14 protein-coding genes and 3 tRNA genes are annotated in these 19,499 nt (G+C 45.4%); all 17 read right to left on the bottom strand.

Annotation, left to right across the window (positions count from 1 at the left end; all coding sequences use genetic code 11):
- Position 1: 1 nt before the first annotated feature.
- Complete coding sequence (metA, locus tag NFR88_RS03620) at positions 2-2,269, bottom strand: homoserine O-acetyltransferase MetA (protein WP_251613601.1); 2,268 nt, start codon at positions 2,267-2,269, stop codon at positions 2-4.
- Positions 2,270-2,390: 121 nt separating this feature from the next.
- A complete protein-coding gene (locus NFR88_RS03625) occupies positions 2,391-3,539 on the bottom strand; it encodes a DHHW family protein (RefSeq protein WP_161909255.1) in 1,149 nt (382 codons plus the stop codon).
- A gap of 17 nt (positions 3,540-3,556) precedes the next feature.
- Entirely contained in the window at positions 3,557-4,954 is a 1,398-nt protein-coding gene (locus tag NFR88_RS03630; RefSeq protein WP_251613603.1) for an MBOAT family O-acyltransferase, read from the bottom strand.
- The gene (locus tag NFR88_RS03635; RefSeq protein ID WP_161909257.1) at positions 4,941-5,936 is read right to left on the bottom strand and encodes a transglutaminase domain-containing protein; all 996 of its coding nucleotides are present in this window, start codon (positions 5,934-5,936) and stop codon (positions 4,941-4,943) included. The genes NFR88_RS03630 and NFR88_RS03635 overlap by 14 nt, the downstream gene beginning before the upstream one ends.
- 15 nt (positions 5,937-5,951) lie before the next feature.
- Positions 5,952-6,452 carry a DUF4358 domain-containing protein gene (locus NFR88_RS03640; protein ID WP_251613606.1) on the bottom strand — a complete coding sequence of 167 codons (501 nt, stop codon included), beginning with the start codon at positions 6,450-6,452 and terminating at the stop codon, positions 5,952-5,954.
- Positions 6,453-6,558: 106 nt separating this feature from the next.
- Entirely contained in the window at positions 6,559-7,164 is a 606-nt protein-coding gene (locus NFR88_RS03645) for a CAP domain-containing protein (RefSeq protein ID WP_160200499.1), read from the bottom strand.
- 340 nt (positions 7,165-7,504) lie between these two features.
- Positions 7,505-7,580 (bottom strand) — tRNA-Met (locus NFR88_RS03650).
- Between the two features lie 25 nt (positions 7,581-7,605).
- Positions 7,606-7,694, bottom strand: a tRNA-Leu gene (locus tag NFR88_RS03655).
- Positions 7,695-7,720: 26 nt separating this feature from the next.
- Positions 7,721-7,795, bottom strand: a tRNA-Asn gene (locus tag NFR88_RS03660).
- Between the two features lie 473 nt (positions 7,796-8,268).
- Positions 8,269-9,291: a tetratricopeptide repeat protein gene (locus NFR88_RS03665; RefSeq protein WP_160200500.1), complete on the bottom strand. Its 1,023-nt coding sequence runs from the start codon at positions 9,289-9,291 to the stop codon at positions 8,269-8,271.
- Positions 9,291-10,817, bottom strand: a complete 1,527-nt coding sequence (locus NFR88_RS03670; RefSeq protein ID WP_251613609.1) for a B12-binding domain-containing radical SAM protein — start codon at positions 10,815-10,817, stop codon at positions 9,291-9,293. Before NFR88_RS03670 ends, NFR88_RS03665 begins: the two co-directional genes overlap by 1 nt.
- Entirely contained in the window at positions 10,817-11,689 is an 873-nt protein-coding gene (locus NFR88_RS03675) for a radical SAM protein (protein ID WP_251613611.1), read from the bottom strand. Before NFR88_RS03675 ends, NFR88_RS03670 begins: the two co-directional genes overlap by 1 nt.
- Positions 11,690-11,720: 31 nt before the next feature.
- A complete protein-coding gene (argS, locus tag NFR88_RS03680; protein ID WP_161909261.1) occupies positions 11,721-13,445 on the bottom strand; it encodes an arginine--tRNA ligase in 1,725 nt (574 codons plus the stop codon).
- Entirely contained in the window at positions 13,432-13,878 is a 447-nt protein-coding gene (locus NFR88_RS03685) for a 2-thiouracil desulfurase family protein (protein WP_160200504.1), read from the bottom strand. The genes argS and NFR88_RS03685 overlap by 14 nt, the downstream gene beginning before the upstream one ends.
- A gap of 5 nt (positions 13,879-13,883) precedes the next feature.
- Positions 13,884-16,265 carry an endonuclease MutS2 gene (locus tag NFR88_RS03690; RefSeq protein ID WP_251613614.1) on the bottom strand — a complete coding sequence of 794 codons (2,382 nt, stop codon included), beginning with the start codon at positions 16,263-16,265 and terminating at the stop codon, positions 13,884-13,886.
- A gap of 10 nt (positions 16,266-16,275) precedes the next feature.
- Positions 16,276-16,740 (bottom strand): cell division protein ZapA, encoded by a 465-nt coding sequence (locus NFR88_RS03695; protein WP_160200506.1) that lies wholly within the window; start codon positions 16,738-16,740, stop codon positions 16,276-16,278.
- A 305-nt stretch (positions 16,741-17,045) separates the two neighbouring features.
- Positions 17,046-19,493 carry a phenylalanine--tRNA ligase subunit beta gene (gene pheT, locus NFR88_RS03700; protein WP_251613616.1) on the bottom strand — a complete coding sequence of 816 codons (2,448 nt, stop codon included), beginning with the start codon at positions 19,491-19,493 and terminating at the stop codon, positions 17,046-17,048.
- Between the last annotated feature and the right edge of the window lie 6 nt (positions 19,494-19,499).

Raw genomic sequence — 19,499 nt, forward strand, 5'->3', positions numbered from 1 at the left:
TTTACTGTTCCACCCTCGCAAATTCTGTATAAATCGCCTGAATTGCAGCCATATAGTCTGCGCTGTTCACACCGACCATCATGTTGATTTTCTGTGCGCCGTGGTCTATAAGCTTCACATTAATTTTGCGGTTTGCCAGAGCACCAAGCACCTTTACGGCAACAGCTGGCGAAGTGCCAAGCTCCCGTCCGACGATGGCAATTAAAGCCACATCGCTGGTAACCGTCACTGTTCCCTGGGGCACTTTGTCCCAGATTTCTTCGGTAAGCACAGAAATGCAATCTCTCACGTCAAACTCATGGACGATGATATTGAGAGAGTCGATACTGGACAGGATATTCTTGACAGCGATTTTTCTCTCATCAAAGATTTCCAAAATCTCTGCACGAAGCTGCGGCTGCTCGCTCATCTTTCCCTTTTCGATTAGGATTGCAGTATAGCCTGTCTTTCCGGAAATGCCGGAGATTTCCAGACTGCTCTGGTAATAGTCCGCATTCTTTACAATCAGCGTGCCGTGCTCCTGCGGCTTATTGGTATTTCTAATGTTGATTGGAATTTCCAGCTTTACTACAGGGAAAACCGTATCCTCATGAAGAACGGCGGCGCCCATATAGGAAAGCTCCCTCAGTTCTTTATAAGTAATCACCGGCACGCTGCGTGGGTTATCTACAATCCTAGGATCTGCCATAAGAAGTCCCGATACATCAGTCCAGTTTTCATAGAGGTCTGCACCTGCTACCGCAGCCACGATAGCACCTGTAATATCAGAACCGCCTCTTGCAAAGGTCTTAGCCTCTCCGCTCGGAAGCGTCCCGTAAAAACCCGGAATTACTGCACGATTAGTTTCTGCCAGCGCTTTACCAAGAACCTTTTTGGTTTTTTCTTCATCGAAAGTCCCATCTTCCTTTAAGAAAATATGGTCTTTTGCATCGATAAAGTCCGCCCCGATATATGCTGCCATAATCTTAGCGTTAAGATATTCACCTCGGCTGATGATATAGTCAGATTTGGTATTATCTGACAACGCATTTCTAATCTGGTTAAACTCCTGATCAATATCGAGTTTCACACCAAGTCCTCTGACCAAAACCTTGTATCTGGACTGGATTTTGTCAAGAATTTCTTCTGCCTGCTCGCCTTTCTTTTCGATGCAGGCGATGAGCAAATCAGTCACTTTTACGTCATCTGCAGACCGCTTTCCCGGTGCAGACACAACAATATACTTTCTTGCCGTATCCTCTTCAATAATAGCGGCGCACTTTTTGAACTGCCCGCTGTCAGCAAGCGAAGTGCCTCCAAACTTGGCAACTTTGCAGTCAGCCTTCTGCGTAAATGCATCGGACAAGGTCGCATCGTTAATCTGATTCACATCATACTGGGTTGTCTGGTATACAAAATAGTTCAGCCAGTTGCAGTAAAGCAGATTGGCCGATGAGCGCCACTTTACGATAGGTTCTTTGGTGTCGTCATCTTCAGGAAAATAGTTGCACGGCACATCAGGATTAAGACCTGCATTCTTGTCACGCAAATATTCCTTCAGCAGAGTATCGCCGTCATATTCCGAATGCCCCATGATAAAAATCTGCTTATCATTTCTGGATTTGATAGCATAGATTCCCGCTTCGTCGGAAGTGGAAATGATTTCCAGTTCCGAAATTCTCTCCACATCTTCCCTGTCCACCGTAGTGTTTCTGGAATGAGGCACAAAAAACTCATCGTCGAAGCCGCGGAACAGCATGCCTTTTTTGTAATCCAGAGTATGCTTATACACGCCGGAAAGCTTCTTCGGCAGCTTTCTCTTTTCAATGCCATAGTGGTAGTAAAGTCCTGCCTGCGCTCCCCAGCAAATGTGAAATGTGCTATGAACGTGACGCTTGGACCACTCCATGATTTCGCAAAGCTCATCCCAGTAGTCCACTTCCTCAAAGGGCAGCAGTTCCACCGGTGCGCCTGTGATAATCATTCCGTCATAATTTTTATGTTTTATCTGATCAAAAGTCTTGTAAAAAGCAATCATATGCTCCTGCGACGCATTGGACGCCTTGTGAGTACTGGTCTGCAAAAGTTCCAGTTCCACCTGCAACGGTGTATTTCCAAGGAGTCTTGTCAGCTGCGTTTCCGTATCTATTTTGGTCGGCATCAGGTTGAGAATCAAAATCTGCAGCGGTCTGATATCCTGTGTCATGGCACGGGTATCGGTCATGACGAAGATATTCTCCGAAGTCAAGGTCTCAATTGCCGGTAAATTATTTGGTACTTTAATTGGCATAAACAAACGCCTCCTCTACTAAAAAAATGGACTGTCCGTCTCCTTCTATCCTTGGGACAAACAGTCCTATCATTTCTATTATGCGACAAATCCGCCCGACTTTCAAGAGGAAGTTTTCTTTTTACGAAAGAATCATTCCCCCTGCTGAAAGCGCTGACAAGTTCCTGTCGTTTATCATATTTTCCATACTGTAGAGCGTCAGCACCTCGGTAATGCCCTGTTCCGCTGCGTATTCTGCCAGATTGCCACTGAAATAGCGCAAATCTACCATATATACGTTGTCGTAATGGTATGCCGCCAAAGGTGCAAAACAGTTGGCAAAGGAGTCCTTGATAATCAGCAGATTCTGCCCGGTTTCCTTCTTTCCTGTTTCAATGGCAAGTCTGCCGTAATTTCCGCCGAAAAACACAGCGTACTTATCCTTTTTCTCAAGGAACTGCCTTTGGTACATGCCTCCCGGCAGCGCCTTGCCGTCTGCAGTCACTTTGTAGCCATCCTGCTCCAGCGCTGTAAACGCACTGATGGTATCCCGATGACCATCGTCCCAGAGGACTTTAGAATACAGCGTGCCCTGAAAATCCTCAGTCAGCACGTTTTCTTCCGTTCCCAAAAAATCCAGCCACGGCTTCCACACACCAAAGGCAATAGCCGCCCCGTCTGTGGTCCAGTGGTGATCTTTCCTATAGTAAAGCTGGGTATTTCCGCGGCCTGCAATGAAGCTAAAGGTCTCGTAAAGATCCACATAACCGCAGTTTGTCAGCTGCTGCGCTGCTTCTTTTGCGTAAGCCGCCTCATCAAAGCAAGCAGCCCCGCCAGGCAGCTTATCTCCCATCACCGCGCCAGTAGTCGGCACCAACATAACGGATTTTTCCATGTCAGAAGGCAACTCCTCATAAAAGGATTTTATCCCCTGCAGATTCTTTAAAAACTGTTGGTGATCCATCTGTTCTTCGGTGAGTTTTTCTATAAACCAGCCATCCTTACCCAGATAAACGCCGCCGATATCTTTTTTCAATAACAGCCGCTGTAAGGCAGTCTTTGCAGAAATCCACTGGTTGCGAAGCGGTACCTGATCGTCCATATACCGCTGAAAATCCTCCTCAAACGCTCCTGAGAGCACACGTTCTGCGGTAAATTTCGGCGCTTGCTGCAGCATCCGGTTTTCGTTGTCAGAAAAAACCTTATCCTTCAGGAAGATTCCTCCCAGGAGAAGAATCAGCAGAAATCCAGCAAACAGCACAGTCATGATAATGTCATCTTTCTTTCTCATCTTCCACACGCCTCCTATCAGAACCTGAAATACAGAAACGGATTATATGTATCGCTGACTAAAAACGCCATAGATGCTGTTAAAATCAGCAAATATGTGACATTCTTTACAGTCAGATAAACTGCTGGCTTTCTCTGAAGCTTTCCAAGCAGCGCTCTTGCACATTTTGATGGAAACTGCGTAGACGCAAAAGCCATGATGACAAGTAGCATCCCAGACGTTGCAAGGAAGTACCCGCTTCGCCCGTTCCAAAGACCACTGCAAAAAGCCATGGCCTTCAAATAGGTGAAAAACGTTGTACCATCGGTCAGAGCAAAAATGACCCAGCCCAGCACGATAAAAAACAGCGCGTACGCATGCTGCACAAAACACGGCAGCTTTTCCAAAACCCGCAGCAAAAATACTTTTTCTAAAATCAGCAGAATACCGAAATACACACCCCACCACAGAAAATTCCAGCTGGCGCCATGCCAAAATCCGGTCAGCGCCCAAACAATAAAAATATTTACCACCTGACGGCTCATTCCTTTGCGATTTCCACCCAGCGGAATGTACACATACTCTTTAAACCATGTGCTCAGCGAAATATGCCATCTTCTCCAAAAGTCGGTAATGTTCTTTGCAGTGTACGGATAATTGAAATTCTCTTCAAAATGAAAACCGAACATTCGTCCAAGACCGATTGCCATATTCGAGTAACCGCCAAAATCAAAATAAATCTGAAAGGTAAAGGCAATTGCGCCCAGCCACGCCGTCGCTGCCGGCATCTGATCGATATTCATAGACGAGATTTCGTCCCATATAAGCCCCGCCTGATTGGCAAGAAGGACTTTTTTCCCAAGACCCATGACAAAACGTCGTGCGCCCTCCGCAAAATTTTCCAGATTGCTCTCTCTTTCAGCAAGCTGCATCTGGATGGTTACATAACGCACGATAGGCCCCGCAATGAGCTGCGGAAATAAAGTAATATAAAGTGCAAATCGAAGCAGATTCTTCTGTGATGCTGCCTTTTCCCTGTACACATCTATCACATAGGACATAGCCTGAAATGTGTAAAATGATATGCCGATAGGCAGTACCACCTCCGGAAATCCCAGACGTCCAAAGAAGAAACCTGCATATTTAAAATACCCCAATATAATCAAATTTCCAAGAGCAGCGAAACAGAGCATAAGCCTCGCTGGCCTATGCTCGTTATTTCCGAAATTTTTACAACACGGTATTGCCAGCCCGCATCCGTAGTTAAATAGAATGGACACCAGCATAATCAGTAAATATCTGGGCTCTCCAAAGCCGTAGAATAAGAGGCTTCCTAAGAGCAGTACACCGTTTCGCATACCCTTGGGCACAAGATAATACAAGATTATCACAGTTGGCAAAAATGCCAGCAGAAAAACTGTACTACTGAAGACCATCGATGATCTCCTGCAGCTTCTCTAAAATTTCCGGATCAAGCTGTCCACCCATTCCGTCATCTGCCTGATATGCTTCTATCGTGTAAATAGTTTTATCCCCAATCTGCATAGTTGTACCCTGGCACAATTCAGTCATACCGTCATTAAACGCACTGGTAATATAGCTTGCAACATCTTCATTATAGTTTTCAGCATTCTTTAAAGTAAAAGCAATTCTACGGCTGCCTTCGTCCATCTGTGTTTTCACGTATTCCGGTATATCGTAGATATCCTTTAAATCACCGGCATTTTCTGCAAGGTAACAGTACTTGGTACCGTCAGCAGCCGGAATTTCCTCGTGATTCCATGGATAACTTCCATCATCTTTAACACTGTCAGGCACATTAAAATATGTATATCCCGGTTTTTCGCCGGTGCCTCCATCAAAAGTTACATCGCAGTGATACCATTCGTCGTCCAGCTTAACTAAATCCCATGCATGCTCGCCTTCCTCTGTAGAATGAATAATCTGACACTCAATATCCAGCATATCCATCAGTAGTTTAAAGGTAGTCGCATGACCCACGCAAATTGCCTGATGATACTTGAAAACTCCGTATGGAAGATGGCTGTATTGTCCGCCGCTTGCAATTGGAGCCAGAGAATTATCATTATATGCCGTATATGCCATCTGCCAGTCGTAGATTGCCTTTTCCTTTTCGTAGTCGCTCATGCCATCTGTTATATTCTCGTCGATGACTTTCTTTGCCTGCTCCAGCACATATTTATCCTGTTCATTGAGTCCTTCTGTCGTTCCTGACTTGTAGGCTTCTACCACTGCCGTATCATCGTAAATCTCGTGAATTTCACCTTTTGAAGCAACATATTCCTTTAGCATATCTGCCAGAGCATTGTTTTGCAAAAAAACACCCGCAACAGAAATAAGCAAAATCGCCTGCATTCCGATTAAAATCCCTGTTAAAATTTTTGTCTTCTTTGTCATTTTCTGCATCTCCTATTAATCCTGATTTAATACACCCTGAATTACTGTAATCATCTCTTCCGGCTGATCTGAAATTACCAGAAATACGTAATTCTTTAACACTGTAACCCTTGCATTTTCTAGCTTATAAACCTCATCCGGCTTGTAGTTCTCAAAATCATGGAGCCGTTTTGCGAGCCTTGCTTCCATGTATTTTTTGATTTCGCTAACGTCTGCATTTTCGCCTGCTCTAACGATGGAAATCTCATCTGCATTACCACCATCTGCTGCATAGGCAATAGTTCCTCCGTCAATCTTCTTTATGGAGAAATTGTACAGCCTTTCAAAATTATCAGCATATACATCTTCCCCTAAGCTGACGGTTGTATCCATCGGCGTGGTGTCAAACTGTTCCAGTACAGTTTTCACCGCCTCATTACATCGCCCTTCGTCCTTGTCCTCACTACAGCTGCAAAGCACACTTATAGTAAGTAGAATACAAGTTACTAACGTCATAGTTTTTATTATTTTCTTCATGTTTTTCCCCTTTCCCAAAGTTTTCTCTGTAAAATTCATTCTACAACTTTCTAAGGGAAAAATATATAGGATTTCTGAGATTTAAGAATTATTAAGAATATCCTCGCTACTTCCTGCTGCTGATAAAAAGCTGCACCGAAGCTGCACCATACTCGTATCCTCTGCTGCCAGTCATGTCATAAGCGATAGCAGTAGCCACAGTGTCATACCTGGATTCCAGCATATTTTTGCGGTGAGCCGATGATTTCTTCCACTGCTGAAACATTCCCTTTGCTGCGGCTTCCGGCGAAGTCTGATAAGCTCTCCATGCTAAGTTTTCTCCAGTGCCCCGATAAGAGATACGCAATTTCAAATCTGTATACACGCTGGAAAAACTTCGAAGTTCTCCTTTTTTATTATAGCGCCTGTGGCTTAGTTGTGGATATTGCAACGCCTCCGTCGCTCTCAAATCTGCTGCTTTCTGCAGCTTCTTATTGAGAGAAAGAGGTTTTACTCCGTGAGCCTTGCGATACGCATTAAGCAGCTTCAAAGCTTCTCTTTGATAACGTTTTGCATAAGCCTCCAATGTCAATGTTTCCGTCATATCAGCTGTTTCCAGCACTGGTGCGGCTTCTGCATATGCTGCATTTGCTGTGGCGTGCAGCTGCACGAGCAAAACCATTGCAAAAATCATCCACACTATGAATCTCATCTGCATCTTATTTTTTATCACACTTATTCCTCCCCTGCTCTTTTCTTTGCCGTTATTGTATCCGACTTTTTCCCAAAAAGAAAGGGAAAAAAGCTGACATTTCCCCATAGTCGTTGGAATGTAAGGGAAAAAAGTTTTAAAATAAATTATCTTGATACGTCTGCTGCCGCTTTTTTCTCTCTCGAAATTGAACTTTTTTCCAGTTTCGGAAGCGCTGGAAAGAATATTTCCTTTATTCGAAAAGAATGGAAAAAACAGTATGGAGCTTCCTCCTTCATATCGCAAGCCTTCTAAGGTTTAAGCCCTGTCATCGCAAGCAACAAAAAAACACCATTCATCAGAAAGGTGTTTTCTTTTTCTCTGGTTGCGGGGACAGGACTTGAACCTGCGACCTCCGGGTTATGAGCCCGACGAGCTACCAGCTGCTCTACCCCGCGATATTAAGTTGTACAGATAAGAAATTGGTGCCGGAAACCGGGGTCGAACCGGTACGATCGGTAAGGATCGCAGGATTTTAAGTCCTGTGCGTCTGCCAATTCCGCCATTCCGGCACATCAATACAAATCTGTCAAAAAAATGGCTCCGAGAGTGGGGCTCGAACCCACAGCCTACCGGTTAACAGCCGGTTGCTCCACCATTGAGCTATCTCGGAACAATGTTCCGTCATTCCTGACGGCAGATATTATTATACACCAGTATCACAGTTATTGTCAATATCTTTTTCTACTTTTTTTATATTTTCAGATTCAATTCGAATTTAGGCTTCCGCTCACCATCTACAGTCTATTATAACAATAAATTCCGGTTTTATTCCTGCTTTTTACTGATTTCCAAAAAAATTATCAGAAGACCTCGGGGTTATAGATTTCCTGCATTGACAAATTCTCGATTTTTCGCTACTTTTGTCAATCTTTCCTTAAAAATTCAGCAAAAGACAACTGAAATTCGGATATTTTTTGACTAAATTGACAAATTTCAGCTTTCTTGTCAATTTTGTCAACGCAGGAGGGGATGTGGGCGACTGCTTGACAGACTCAATGCCCGCAAACAGCTGCCAGCCGCTGACCGCAACTCATTAAACCAGGCAACCAGCCGCCGACTGGCGCACAAGCCGGCAGCCTATCCTTAGGACAGGCTGCTGCTTTTCTCTGCTTTATCCAGCTGCGCGTTATGTTTAACTACTGCAATTTTCTTAGTATATTTTTCCGCTTTTTCTATCTCTCCGGAGGCCGTATAGTAGGCGGCCAGGCTTTCCATCGCTTCTACATTGCTTGGTGAAAGCTGCAGAACTCGAAGATAACAGCTTTCGGCATCTTCCAGTTGTTCTTCTGCTTCGTAGGCAACGCCCAGATAGTACCACAGAGGCCACCAGGTATTGAAACGTTCGTCCTCCTTGTAGCCAGCCAGAATGGTGATTCCTTCTGCAAAGCGGCCTGCCAGCACATGATTATAGCCCTCTTCGATTTTTACAGGCTCAGCCAGTTTTTCCAGCCAGCCGCTGACTTCTTCTTTCTGCTCCTTGTTATCCGAAAGTTCCATAAAGGTATCAAAGGTCAGCTTCGCTTTTACGTAAAGTCCCATATTCAGATAACCATAACCCAAGAAGTAAAATCCCATGTCGAAGTCCGGTTTCATCAGGGTCAGTTTTTCAAAGGCTTCCAGGGACTCTGCCTTATAGCGTCCGACATACTCTTCCCCTTCTCCGATTTCATAGGAGTCCTTGCAGGCTCTGCCGTAGCAGTACAGCGCGTCAGCGGACTCAGGATCAATTAAGAGAGCGCTACGAAAGCAGATACAGGCATAGTCAAAATCATTTTTAGCAGCAGATTCCACACCTTCGTTAATCAAAGGCTTTACAAACTCCTTGGTAAAGGTTCTGGTAATATATGCCACATAATGATCTCTATATTTGAAGTTGATGTCACAGCCGATAATAAATGCCATATTCTTAGCAATTACCAAGGTCGAAAGTCCTGTCATGGCAGTTTTGCGAATTGGCACCGGAACACCGGTCAGAATATCTGCAATGCCTGCTTTTTCAAGGTAGCTGTCCGACAGTTCATCAAAGATAAACTGGTCTGCATGGGGCAGCAGATATTCACCGATACGGTCCTGCAAAATTTGCGGTTCTTTATGTTCAAAATCCATTAAAATTCCCATCCTTTTTTATGAAATTTCTTTACTGCGTCAAAATTCATGGTCTGCTCTAAATCGGCAGAAAGCAGCGTTTTTGTCTTTTCGGAAATGCCCGGAAAATCTTCTTCCAGATGCAAAGCAAAGCGAAACAAAATACGGTACAAATCTTCTTTTTTGTGCGATCTGTGCTGGTAGCCTTCCTCATAGAAGAATGCCGACAATTTCTCATAAAACCGAAAAGCAGTCGCAGAAGAAGCTTTGCAAAGGTAGTGCAAACTCTGTGAAAATCCGCCCTTGTTTGCATACAGGTCCAGTACGTGCTCAATCATCTTCAGCCTCACCAGTTCGCCAGCAGATATAAAATCATTTGCAATCACCTCGTAAGGCGCTTCACTACGGTACACATAGCCATAGCTTTCCGCCTTACTGCGTGCCTTTGTGCCTTTCAAAAGCTTCAAAAATCCCAGCTGCAGGTTGTCCGCACCCAAGGCATAGACTGCATTGAAGGAATGTCCAAAGGAAGTATATCCCTCAAAGGGAAGCCCTGCGATTAAATCCACATGGATATGACTGTTTCCAAGAGCGATCAGTTGCTCCACATTGGAAAGCAGTTTCGGTATGTTGCTGCTTCGCTGGATGGCGGTAAGCGTTTTCTCATTGGTCGTCTGAATGCCGATTTCAAACTGAAACAGACCGTCCCTCGCCATCCCAAGCAGCGCAAAAGTTTCCTCGTCCAAAAGTTCCGCACAGATTTCAAAGTGAAAGTTGGTCACTCCGTTATCCTGCTCAATGAGATGTTTCCAGATTTCCCTCGCCCGATTTCTATCATAATTAAAGGTTCTGTCGATAAACTTAACCTGCTTGATCTTCTCAGCAAGAAAAAAATCCAGTTCCTTAAAAGTTCTCTCAAGGGGCAGGGCTCTGATAGTCTTTTCTAAGGACGACAGGCAGTAGCTGCACCGATATGGACATCCTCTTGCCGATTCGTAGTAGACCACTTTGTCCGTCTCCATCTCCAAAATCTCATAAGGAAAAGGGAGTTTCTCCATAGCGAGCACAGGACCGTCTGCAGTCTCCCGCACCTCTTTGTCCTTGCGATAGGTAAGCCCGCAGACCTTTTCCGGATTGAGTCCAGAAAGCACGCTGCCGCCAAGAACCAGTTCTTTGCAGAACTGGAAAAATCCCAGTTCTCCCTCGCCGCGTAGAATATAGTCTGACCAAGGGTTCTCTTCCATAAAGGATGCCGCCTCATAACTAGCCTCAGGTCCACCCAGCATAATTCGAATTGATGGATTTGCCTGTTTCAGCTGCCTGCCCAGCTGGCAGATTTTCTCCACATTCCAAATGTAAGTAGAAAAACACACTAAATCATAGCCGCCTCGCAAAATTTCACCGTAGATGTAGCCCATCTCGTTGTTGATGGTAAACTCCTTAAGGGCAATGTCAAGCCCGGAGCCAACCGCCACACTGTAGAGATATTTCAGCGCCAGATTGGAATGGACATATTTTGAATTCAGCGTCGTCAGTAAAATTTTCATTACAGCATCCTGAATCTTTCGTCTTTGAGAAGTCCGGTATCTGCCATGGCTCGCTCCAGCTGCTCCATCAATCTCGGTTTATCAGCCGGCAAATTACCTCTAAGGGACACATAGTTGGAGGCGTGATTGCTTCTAAATATGCAAGGTTTTGTCGGATTTGCGTGCTTTAAGAGAAGATAAGCCTCCGCCACCACTTCCTCCGCAGAAAGCAGAGTAAGCTCACCTCTATTAATCTGCCCCACAATAGGCGCACGATTATCTAACATCAGTGTCAGAAGACTCACGTAGGAAGCGTTCATCTCGCTAATCATCTTGCCTGTCTCGACTGCGTGCTCTTCCCAGTCCTCTTTTCCGGCAAGACCGGAAATAAAGGTTACCGATGCGGGAATTCCAGCATCCTCGATTTTGCAAACAGCCTCAATCATTTCATCGCGGCTGACACCTTTGCAAATCATATCCAGCACCTTCTGGCTGCCCGACTCTGCCCCCAGATAAACCATGCCCATGCCGTGGTCACGAAGGGTTTTAAGTTCAGCAGACGTCTTGCGCAGTACGTCTTTGGCAGAACCGTATACGCTGACTCTTTTGCACTCCGGAAACAGTTCTCTGATTCTGTCCAAGATGACTAACAGCTTATCGTTTGACAGACAAAGGGCGTCCCCGTCGCAGAGGAAAATTCTTTCTACCTTGCGATAGGTCTTTCTCGCCGTTTCCAAATCCTCCATAACCTCTGAAACCTCCCGCACGCGGAACATTTTGTCCTTGAACATACTGCAGAAGGTACATTTGTTGTGAGAACAGCCTATCGTCACCTGAATCAGCAAACTGTAGGCTTCACTTGGCGGTCTGTAAATATCCCCTTCATATCTCATAGTTTATCTTTTCCTTTCCGACTTTTCAAAATTACATACGTTCAGGCGCTTTCATGCCGAGAAGCGCAAGTCCATTTCTGATTGCATTTTTCGCAGCCAGTACCAACGCTACCTTGGCAGTCTTTTCTGCTTCGTTGTCAGTGAGAATATGCTCATCGTGATAGAAGCGGTTGAAACTCTGCGCAATATCTACAATATGTCTGGTTACGATAGACGGTTCATATTTTTCACCTGCGTCAGCAACAACTTCTGGGAATTTGTATAACAGCTTAGCAAGTTCATATGCGCTTTCGCTGCACAGATATTTGCAGTCGATGTCTTCAAGAGCGGCTGCCTTTTCTGTAACTTCATCACCGGCTTTGCGCAGTACAGAAGCACATCTTGCGTGAGTGTACTGTACGTAAGGACCAGTTTCACCGTCGAAGTTAAGGACCTTATCCCACTTGAAAACATAGTCTTTGATTCTGTTGTTCGACAGTTCCTGGAAAATAACAGCGCCGATACCGACAGTCTTTGCAATTTCGTCGATATCCTCCTCGGAAGCGTTCGGGTTCTTCTCTGCGATGATTTCTCTGGTCTTTTCTACAGCTTTGTTCAGCACGTCCTCCAGGAATACCACTCTACCATGTCTTGTGGACATCGTGCCTTCTTCCAGGCTGACAAGACCAAACGGAACATGAACGCAGTCCTTAGCACATGCATAGCCCATCTTGCCTAAAATGGTGAACCACTGCTGGAAGTGGAGATTCTGCTGAGACGCAACAACATAAATGTTTTTATAAAAATCGTAGGTTTCTTTTCTATAAACGGCAGCCGCAATATCTCGGGTAATGTAAAGGGTGGAACCATCCGACTTTGTAATCAGCGCAACTCCCAGACCTTCTTCTTCCAGATTTACAATGTGAGCGCCCTGAGATTCTTCCAAAAGACCTTTTTCTTCTAATTCCTTTACAAAACGCGGCATCTTATCGGAGTAAAAACTTTCGCCGGCGTAGGAGTCGAAGGTAATGCCCAGCATGTCGTATACGCGGCTGAATTCCTTCAGTGATTCGTCTCTGAACCACTGCCATAGCTCGGTTTCTTCCTTTTCACCGTGTTCCAGCTTTGTAAAGATTTCTCTGGCTTCATCGTCCAGTTCCGGGTGTTCCTCTACTTCTACGTGGAACTTAGTGTAGTAGCTGAGCAGAGTCTTAATCGGCTCTTTGATGACATCTTCTTTGTTGCCCCAATGTCTATAAGCACAGATCATCTTGCCGAACTGGGTGCCATAGTCGCCCAGGTGGTTGATTCTGACTACATCGTAGCCGAGGGCATCATAAATTTTGTAGATGGAGTTACCGATTACGGTACTTCTGATGTGACCGATATGGAACGGCTTTGCAATGTTCGGGGAAGAGTACTCCACGATGACTTTCTTGCCTTCGCCCACGTTGGATTTTCCAAAATCTTCGCCAGTTGTCAAAACTTCATCCAACACATCTTTCACAAATTCTTCTTTGGAAATGAACATGTTCACATAGGCGTTAACCTGCTCAACCTTTTCAAAGAGAGGCTCTGCACTGATTCCCTCAGCGATTCCTTTTGCAATGAGCGGCGGCGCCTTTCTGAGCACCTTGGCCAGTTTAAAACAAGGAAACGCATAGTCACCCATTTTGGTATCCTGCGGCACCTCGACCATATCCATAATTTCTGCAAGTTCCAGACCATCTACGTGTTTCGCAATGATCTTTGCAATTTCTTCTTTAAAATTTACCATCCATAATCTCCTTTTCTGAAATGACTTTGATTCCTCTGTCCCGAAGCTTTCCTGCAAAGCAGCCATAGCCTGCTGTTAATGTTCCTGTAAAGGTGCCGTCATAAATCTGCCCGCTGCCGCAGGAAGGACTGTTGGCCTTCAGGATTGCTCCATCTATTGGTTCGCCGAGCTTTTCGGCTTCTTTTATGGCCTTCTCAAGGGAGATTTGCGCCCCTTTCTCAAAAGCCTTCGTAACATCACTGCCTTCTTTGTCTACAATATGGCCGCCTATATACTCTGCAGGCGGTCTCGGCACGGGAAGCCCGCTTAAAGCTTCCGGGCAGACAACACAGAAACTGCGTCCTTTACAAAACTCAATGACCGCTTCATTTCGGTTATTGCCACCGTTATATTTGCAATTGTGTCCAAGAAGACATCCGCTGATTACATACATATTCTTTACTCCGTTTTTAACCTGACAATGGTCACGCCCTCGCCGCCTTCATTATAGTTTCCTTTGCGGAAGCTGACCACATGTTTGTGTCGTTTCATCATGTCTCGCAGACCTTTTTGTAAAACACCTTCGCCTCTGCCGTGAATAACGGTCACCTCGGAAAGTCCTGCTACATAAGCGTCGTCCAGGTATTTGTCCACCTCCACAATGGCATCGTCCAGATACTTTCCTTGTACATTGATAGTGATGGAAATATTCTGGGCTTTCTTCTTATAAAGACTGCCGTAGCCAGTGGCTTTCGGTTTCTTTTTCTTCTTGGTGCCATCATTGATCAGCATTAAATCATCCACATTCAGGTTTGCTTTCATGATACCGATTTTTACCTGTAAATCTCCCTTTTCATCTGGCAGGGATAAAACCTCGCCGTTCTGATCGAGAGACACCACTTTGACCCTGTCGCCTACTTTGATTTCTGCAGCACTGACCGGGTTGCTGTTGACCTTGGCAACAATTCGCTCTGCATATTTATCTTCTTTTTCCCGCAAACGCTTCCTGCTCTTATCGTAGCGCTTGCTACGCTCGCCCATGCTTTCAAGCTTAGCAAGCTCTTTCAGCTCTTTCTGTACCTCGCTTGCCGTTTCTCTGGCATCTTTGAGCATCTCCCTTGCCTCTTGCCTTGCGTCTGCAATAATTTTGTCTTTTTTTCTATTGATTTCATCAAGCTTTGCTTTCGCCTCTTCCTGCTGTTTTTGCATTGTAATGCGAATGGCAATAGCTTCGTCACGCTCAGCTTCAGCTTTTTTCTTATCTGCTTCAATGGCGCCGATGACGTCTTCAAACTCGATATCGCCTCGCTCAATCAGCTTAGAGGCTCTTTCTATGAGACTGTCCGAAAGCCCCAGCTTCTTTGAAATTTCAAAAGCGTTGGACTTACCGGGAATGCCGATGGATAGCCTGTAAGTCGGACTTAAGGTTTCCACATCAAATTCCATAGAAGCGTTCTCTACTCCCTCTGTAGAAAGGGCATATTTTTTAATTTCGTTGTAATGGGTCGTGGCAACCGTTACCGCTCCCTGCCTGTACAGGGTTTCCAAAATCGCAATAGCAAGGGCTGCGCCCTCTGTCGGATCCGTACCCGCGCCCAGTTCGTCTACCAACACCAAGGAATGCCGGTCTGCCTTACCCACAATTTTTACGATGTTCTTCATGTGAGAAGAAAAGGTGGACAGGCTCTGCTCGATGCTCTGCTCGTCGCCGATATCCGCAAAAATTTCTGTAAAAATTGGGATTCTGCTCTGACTGCTTGCCGGAATGTGCAGACCGCTTTGCGCCATCATGGAAAGAAGTCCGATAGTTTTCAGAGTGACAGTTTTGCCACCGGTATTGGGACCTGTCACCACCAAGGTCCTGTATCCATCTCCCACCGATACGTTGATCGGAACTACCTTCTTGCTGTCAATCAGCGGATGTCTGCCCCTTCTGATATCAAGCACGCCTTTCGAATCAATGAGGGGTTCCTCTCCCTCCATCTTACGAGAAAGTTTTCCCTTTGCCATAATAAAGTCCAGCTGCAAGAGCAGCTTTTGATTATTTTTAATATCGTGGTAGTGTTCTGCCACTGCTTCAGACAGTTCTTTGAGAATCTTTGCGATTTCACCTTCCTCGGCAAGCTCCAGTTCTCTGAGCTCATTGTTCAGGTTGACAATGACCTGCGGCTCAATAAAGAGGGTTGCCCCTGCCTTGGACTGATCGTGGATAATCCCCGGAAATCTGCTTCGATGCTCCTGCTTAACCGGAATCACATATCTGCCGTCGCGCATGGTAACCAGCGCATCCTGCAAATAGGTTCTGTTATCTGCTGTATTCAAAATATGGTTTAACTTGTTTTTAATTGCGTCATTTTGCCTTGCAATGCTGCGCCTGATATCCCTAAGCGCAGGTGACGCATTGTCGCTCATCTCATCTTCAGACAGAATGCAGCGGTCAATTCTCTCAGAAAGTCTGGGCATTGCCACAAGCAGCTCCGTCATGGAGGAAATTAGCGGCATAGGAGGCAAATCGCTCCCCTTAGTAAAGGAAATGACCCGCTCAGCAATGCGCAGATTGAAAAGAATCTGCAAAAGCTGTTTCATGGTCAATGTGCCGCCTTTTCTTGAAAATTCAACGCTTGAGACGATATCATAGATACCGCCTGTAGGCAGCGCTCCTTTATGCACAATAAGGTCAACCGCTTCCGTGGTTGACCTTAGCTCTTCTGAAATTACCCGTTCATCGGTATAGGGAGAAAGTTCAGAGATGATTTCCCGGGTCATCTCTGAACCTGCCTCGCATTTCAGAAGCTCAATAATTTTGTGATATTCTAACACATCCAGTGCTTTTTTGTTCATAATATATCCTCTATCGATTATTTTTCAGTTTTTCAAGTTCACTCTTGAGCTGAATGTTCTCCATCTGTAAATCGAAAAAGGAATTCTCGAACTCCGTGCATTTGGATTGCAGTTCTTTGAAGCGTTCGTCGCTTTCCTGCTTCTGGTTTTTCATCTCCGCCATATTATCCTTATATTGGGCAAAGTTTTTCTTTGCGTCCTCCCACATCTTCAGATAATACTTGGAGTCGTTTTCCATCTGCTGTTTGGCAGTGCGAAGCAGTTCCACCTCACGCAGTGCCTCAAAGTACTCCTCTGCAATATTTATGGCAGAAAGGATACTGATATTGCCCTGCATTGCGTCTCCGCAAGCTCTGCTGATGAGACGCATTTTGTTATCGACATACTCGGCAATTCTCGTAATTTCTTCTTCGGATTTATCTCCTGCGATTGTGTATTCCTGTCCGTAAATTTTTACAGTTACTTTGCTATCCATATGTTCACCTTTTCTGTATCTTGTGTATTGCTAAATCAGTTAGAACCCTCTTCGCCGTCATTCTTCCGGCCCTCCCGCCGGACCTCGGACTCTCGCCGTAGAGTGCTACGCACCATTTCTTGGTGCTGCACTCCTGACGGGGGTCCTACCTACGACTCCTCTTCGCCGTCATTCTTCCGGCCCTCCCGCCGGACCTCGGACTCTCGCCGTAGAGTGCCACGCACCATTTCTTGGTGCTGCACTCCTGACGGGGGTCCTACCTACGACTCCTCTTCGCCGTCATTCTTCCGGCTCGACTCGCCGGGTTAGGACTCCCTTATTACAGCCTTGAATGCGTCTTTCAGCGCTTCAACAACTTTGCTGTGTACGCTGTCGGTTTCTTCGTCGGTCAGAGTCTTTTCGTCGTGTCTGTAGGTCAAGCTGAACGCAACGCTCTTCTTGCCTTCATCCACCTGCTGACCTCTGTAAACGTCAAAGAGTTTCACATCTCTGAGAATCTCTGTACCAGATTCCCTGATTACTTTTTCAATGTCACGCACCTGTAAGTCCTCGTCAACAATCATCGCGATATCTCTTGAAGTTGACGGATACTTCGGCGGCTGATGGTACAGAATTTCTCTATTTGAAAGTTCTACAATCACGTCAAAGAACAGTTCACTGATATATGCACGTGTTCCAATTCCGTATCTTTCGCTTACGTCCGGATGTACTTCACCCATGATGCCCAGTTCAACCTCCTGACCATTTGCGTCTTTGGTGATAATACGAGCGCATCTGCCCGGGTGATATACCTTGTAGTCAGATTCAGCTACAAAATCCAGTTCTTTAATTCCCAGTCTCTCCAGCATGGTACTGATGATTCCTTTCAGTGTAAAGAAATCTTCATCTTTGCCGTAAAGACCGAGAGACAAGTTATAAGATTCAATCGGAAGAGCCTTTGGATCCATCAGATTGTTCATAAAGGTCAAAGCAAGCTCATAGGCTCCTACTCTTTCGATATTTCTTGCATAGTTTCTGCCCAGAACTTCTAACATACCTGGTGTCAGAAGGGTTCTCATGGCAGCAGTTTCTTCTCCCATCGGATTGATGATTTCAACCAGATTTCTTTCCCAGGAATCTTCTTCAATTCCGATGTTATCTAAAATTTTGTTGTTGGAGAAAGAATAGGTCTGAATCTCATTAAGACCCATGCCGCAGAGCAGGTTTCTAGTCATATCACGCAGTCCCCAGCTCTTGGAAACGGTTCCAACGGTATCAGCCTTCGGCAGTGTCAGCGGTAAATTATCAAATCCATACAATCTTGCAATTTCTTCGACACAGTCAATTTCTTCCTTCATATCCTGACGAACAGTCGGCGGAGTTACCAGCATGATATCGCCTTCACCTTCTACCTGCATGTCAAGTCTTCTCAGATATCCTTCCATCTCTTCTCTAGGAATATCAGTGCCAAGCACCTTGTTCACCTTGCTGACTCTACAGCTGATAGTTACAGGCTTTTGCGGATTGTGATACACATCCACGCTGCCGTTTAAGACTTTACCACAGCCCAGCATTTCTACCAGCTTGCAAACTCTGTCAGCTGCTGCTTCAGCAAGGTTCGGATCCAGTCCTCTTTCGTATCTTGCAGAGGCCTCCGTTCTCATTTCCAGCTTCTTCATAGAGCGATGAATGGAATTCTTGTGGAAGCATGCGGACTCTACCAGTACTGTGTTGGTATCATCTACGATTTCAGAGTTGAGACCACCCATGATACCTGCGATACCGATTGGTTTTTCAGCATCGTTAATCATCAGCGTATCGGAATAAATATCTCTTTCCTGTCCGTCCAGGGTGGTAAATTTGTCGCCGTCCTTTGCCACGTCAACGATGATTTTTCTGCCCGCAACGCTTCTAATATCAAATGCGTGAAGTGGCTGACCGTATTCCATCATGACAAAGTTGGTGATATCTACCATATTGTTAATCGGTCTCATGCCAGCTGCCATCAGTCTTTGCTGCAGCCACCACGGAGACTGTTCGATTTTTACATCTTTAATGACTCTTGCAGTGTAACGCAGACAGTTCTCATTTCTGACTTCTACGGAAATGTAGTCGGACGCATTTTCATCAGTCTTTTCGCATTGATTTTCCGGATAAGTCATTCTCTCTTCAAATACTGCAGCTGCTTCCTTTGCCATACCCAGCATGCACAGGCAGTCCGGACGGTTTGGCGTAATGCAGAAGTCGATGGCATAATCGTGAAGTCCCAACGCTTCCACAAAGTCTTCACCCAGATGTTCGTCCCAGTTGCCTGGCAGCATCCAGATACCGTCTTTAGAAATATACGGCGCAATCTTATCTTCGATTCCCAGCTCCTGTGGACCGCACATCATACCATTGGAAACAATACCTCTCAGCTTGCCCTTGGTAATCTTTACACCGCCTTCTACCTTTGGCTGACCATGAAGCGGACCCGGAATATGGCTGTTATGCTTTGCAATCGGGCAGTAACCGCCCTCGTAAATGTTGGTCGCTCCGGTTACAATCTGCAGCGGCTCGTCTTCTCCTACGTTAATCTGGCAAACGACCAGTTTGTCTGCGTCAGGGTGCTGTTCGATTTTATCGATTCTGCCAACCACAACACCTTCAATACCAGTTCCAAGCTCATCACAAGTTTCCATATCAGAGCCGGACATAATCATGCGGTTGCAAAATTCCTCAATTGGCACATTGACATCTGTATAATCTTTTAACCAATTTAATGATACTAACATTGTATA

The sequence above is a fragment of the Senimuribacter intestinalis genome, assembly GCF_943192965.1.
Classification (GTDB): domain Bacteria; phylum Bacillota; class Clostridia; order Peptostreptococcales; family Anaerovoracaceae; genus Senimuribacter; species Senimuribacter intestinalis.

Excerpts from the sequence above, each read along its gene's own strand:
- NFR88_RS03675 (WP_251613611.1), bottom strand. The coding sequence starts at position 11,689 with ATGAGATATGAAGGGGATATTTACAGACCGCCAAGTGAAGCCTACAGT.
- NFR88_RS03625 (WP_161909255.1), bottom strand. The coding sequence starts at position 3,539 with ATGAGAAAGAAAGATGACATTATCATGACTGTGCTGTTTGCTGGATTT.
- metA (WP_251613601.1), bottom strand. The coding sequence starts at position 2,269 with ATGCCAATTAAAGTACCAAATAATTTACCGGCAATTGAGACCTTGACT.
- NFR88_RS03635 (WP_161909257.1), bottom strand. The coding sequence starts at position 5,936 with ATGACAAAGAAGACAAAAATTTTAACAGGGATTTTAATCGGAATGCAG.
- NFR88_RS03695 (WP_160200506.1), bottom strand. The coding sequence starts at position 16,740 with ATGGATAGCAAAGTAACTGTAAAAATTTACGGACAGGAATACACAATC.
- argS (WP_161909261.1), bottom strand. The coding sequence starts at position 13,445 with ATGGTAAATTTTAAAGAAGAAATTGCAAAGATCATTGCGAAACACGTA.
- NFR88_RS03690 (WP_251613614.1), bottom strand. The coding sequence starts at position 16,265 with ATGAACAAAAAAGCACTGGATGTGTTAGAATATCACAAAATTATTGAG.
- NFR88_RS03670 (WP_251613609.1), bottom strand. The coding sequence starts at position 10,817 with ATGAAAATTTTACTGACGACGCTGAATTCAAAATATGTCCATTCCAAT.
- NFR88_RS03630 (WP_251613603.1), bottom strand. The coding sequence starts at position 4,954 with ATGGTCTTCAGTAGTACAGTTTTTCTGCTGGCATTTTTGCCAACTGTG.
- NFR88_RS03640 (WP_251613606.1), bottom strand. The coding sequence starts at position 6,452 with ATGAAGAAAATAATAAAAACTATGACGTTAGTAACTTGTATTCTACTT.
- NFR88_RS03685 (WP_160200504.1), bottom strand. The coding sequence starts at position 13,878 with ATGTATGTAATCAGCGGATGTCTTCTTGGACACAATTGCAAATATAAC.
- pheT (WP_251613616.1), bottom strand. The coding sequence starts at position 19,493 with ATGTTAGTATCATTAAATTGGTTAAAAGATTATACAGATGTCAATGTG.
- NFR88_RS03665 (WP_160200500.1), bottom strand. The coding sequence starts at position 9,291 with ATGGATTTTGAACATAAAGAACCGCAAATTTTGCAGGACCGTATCGGT.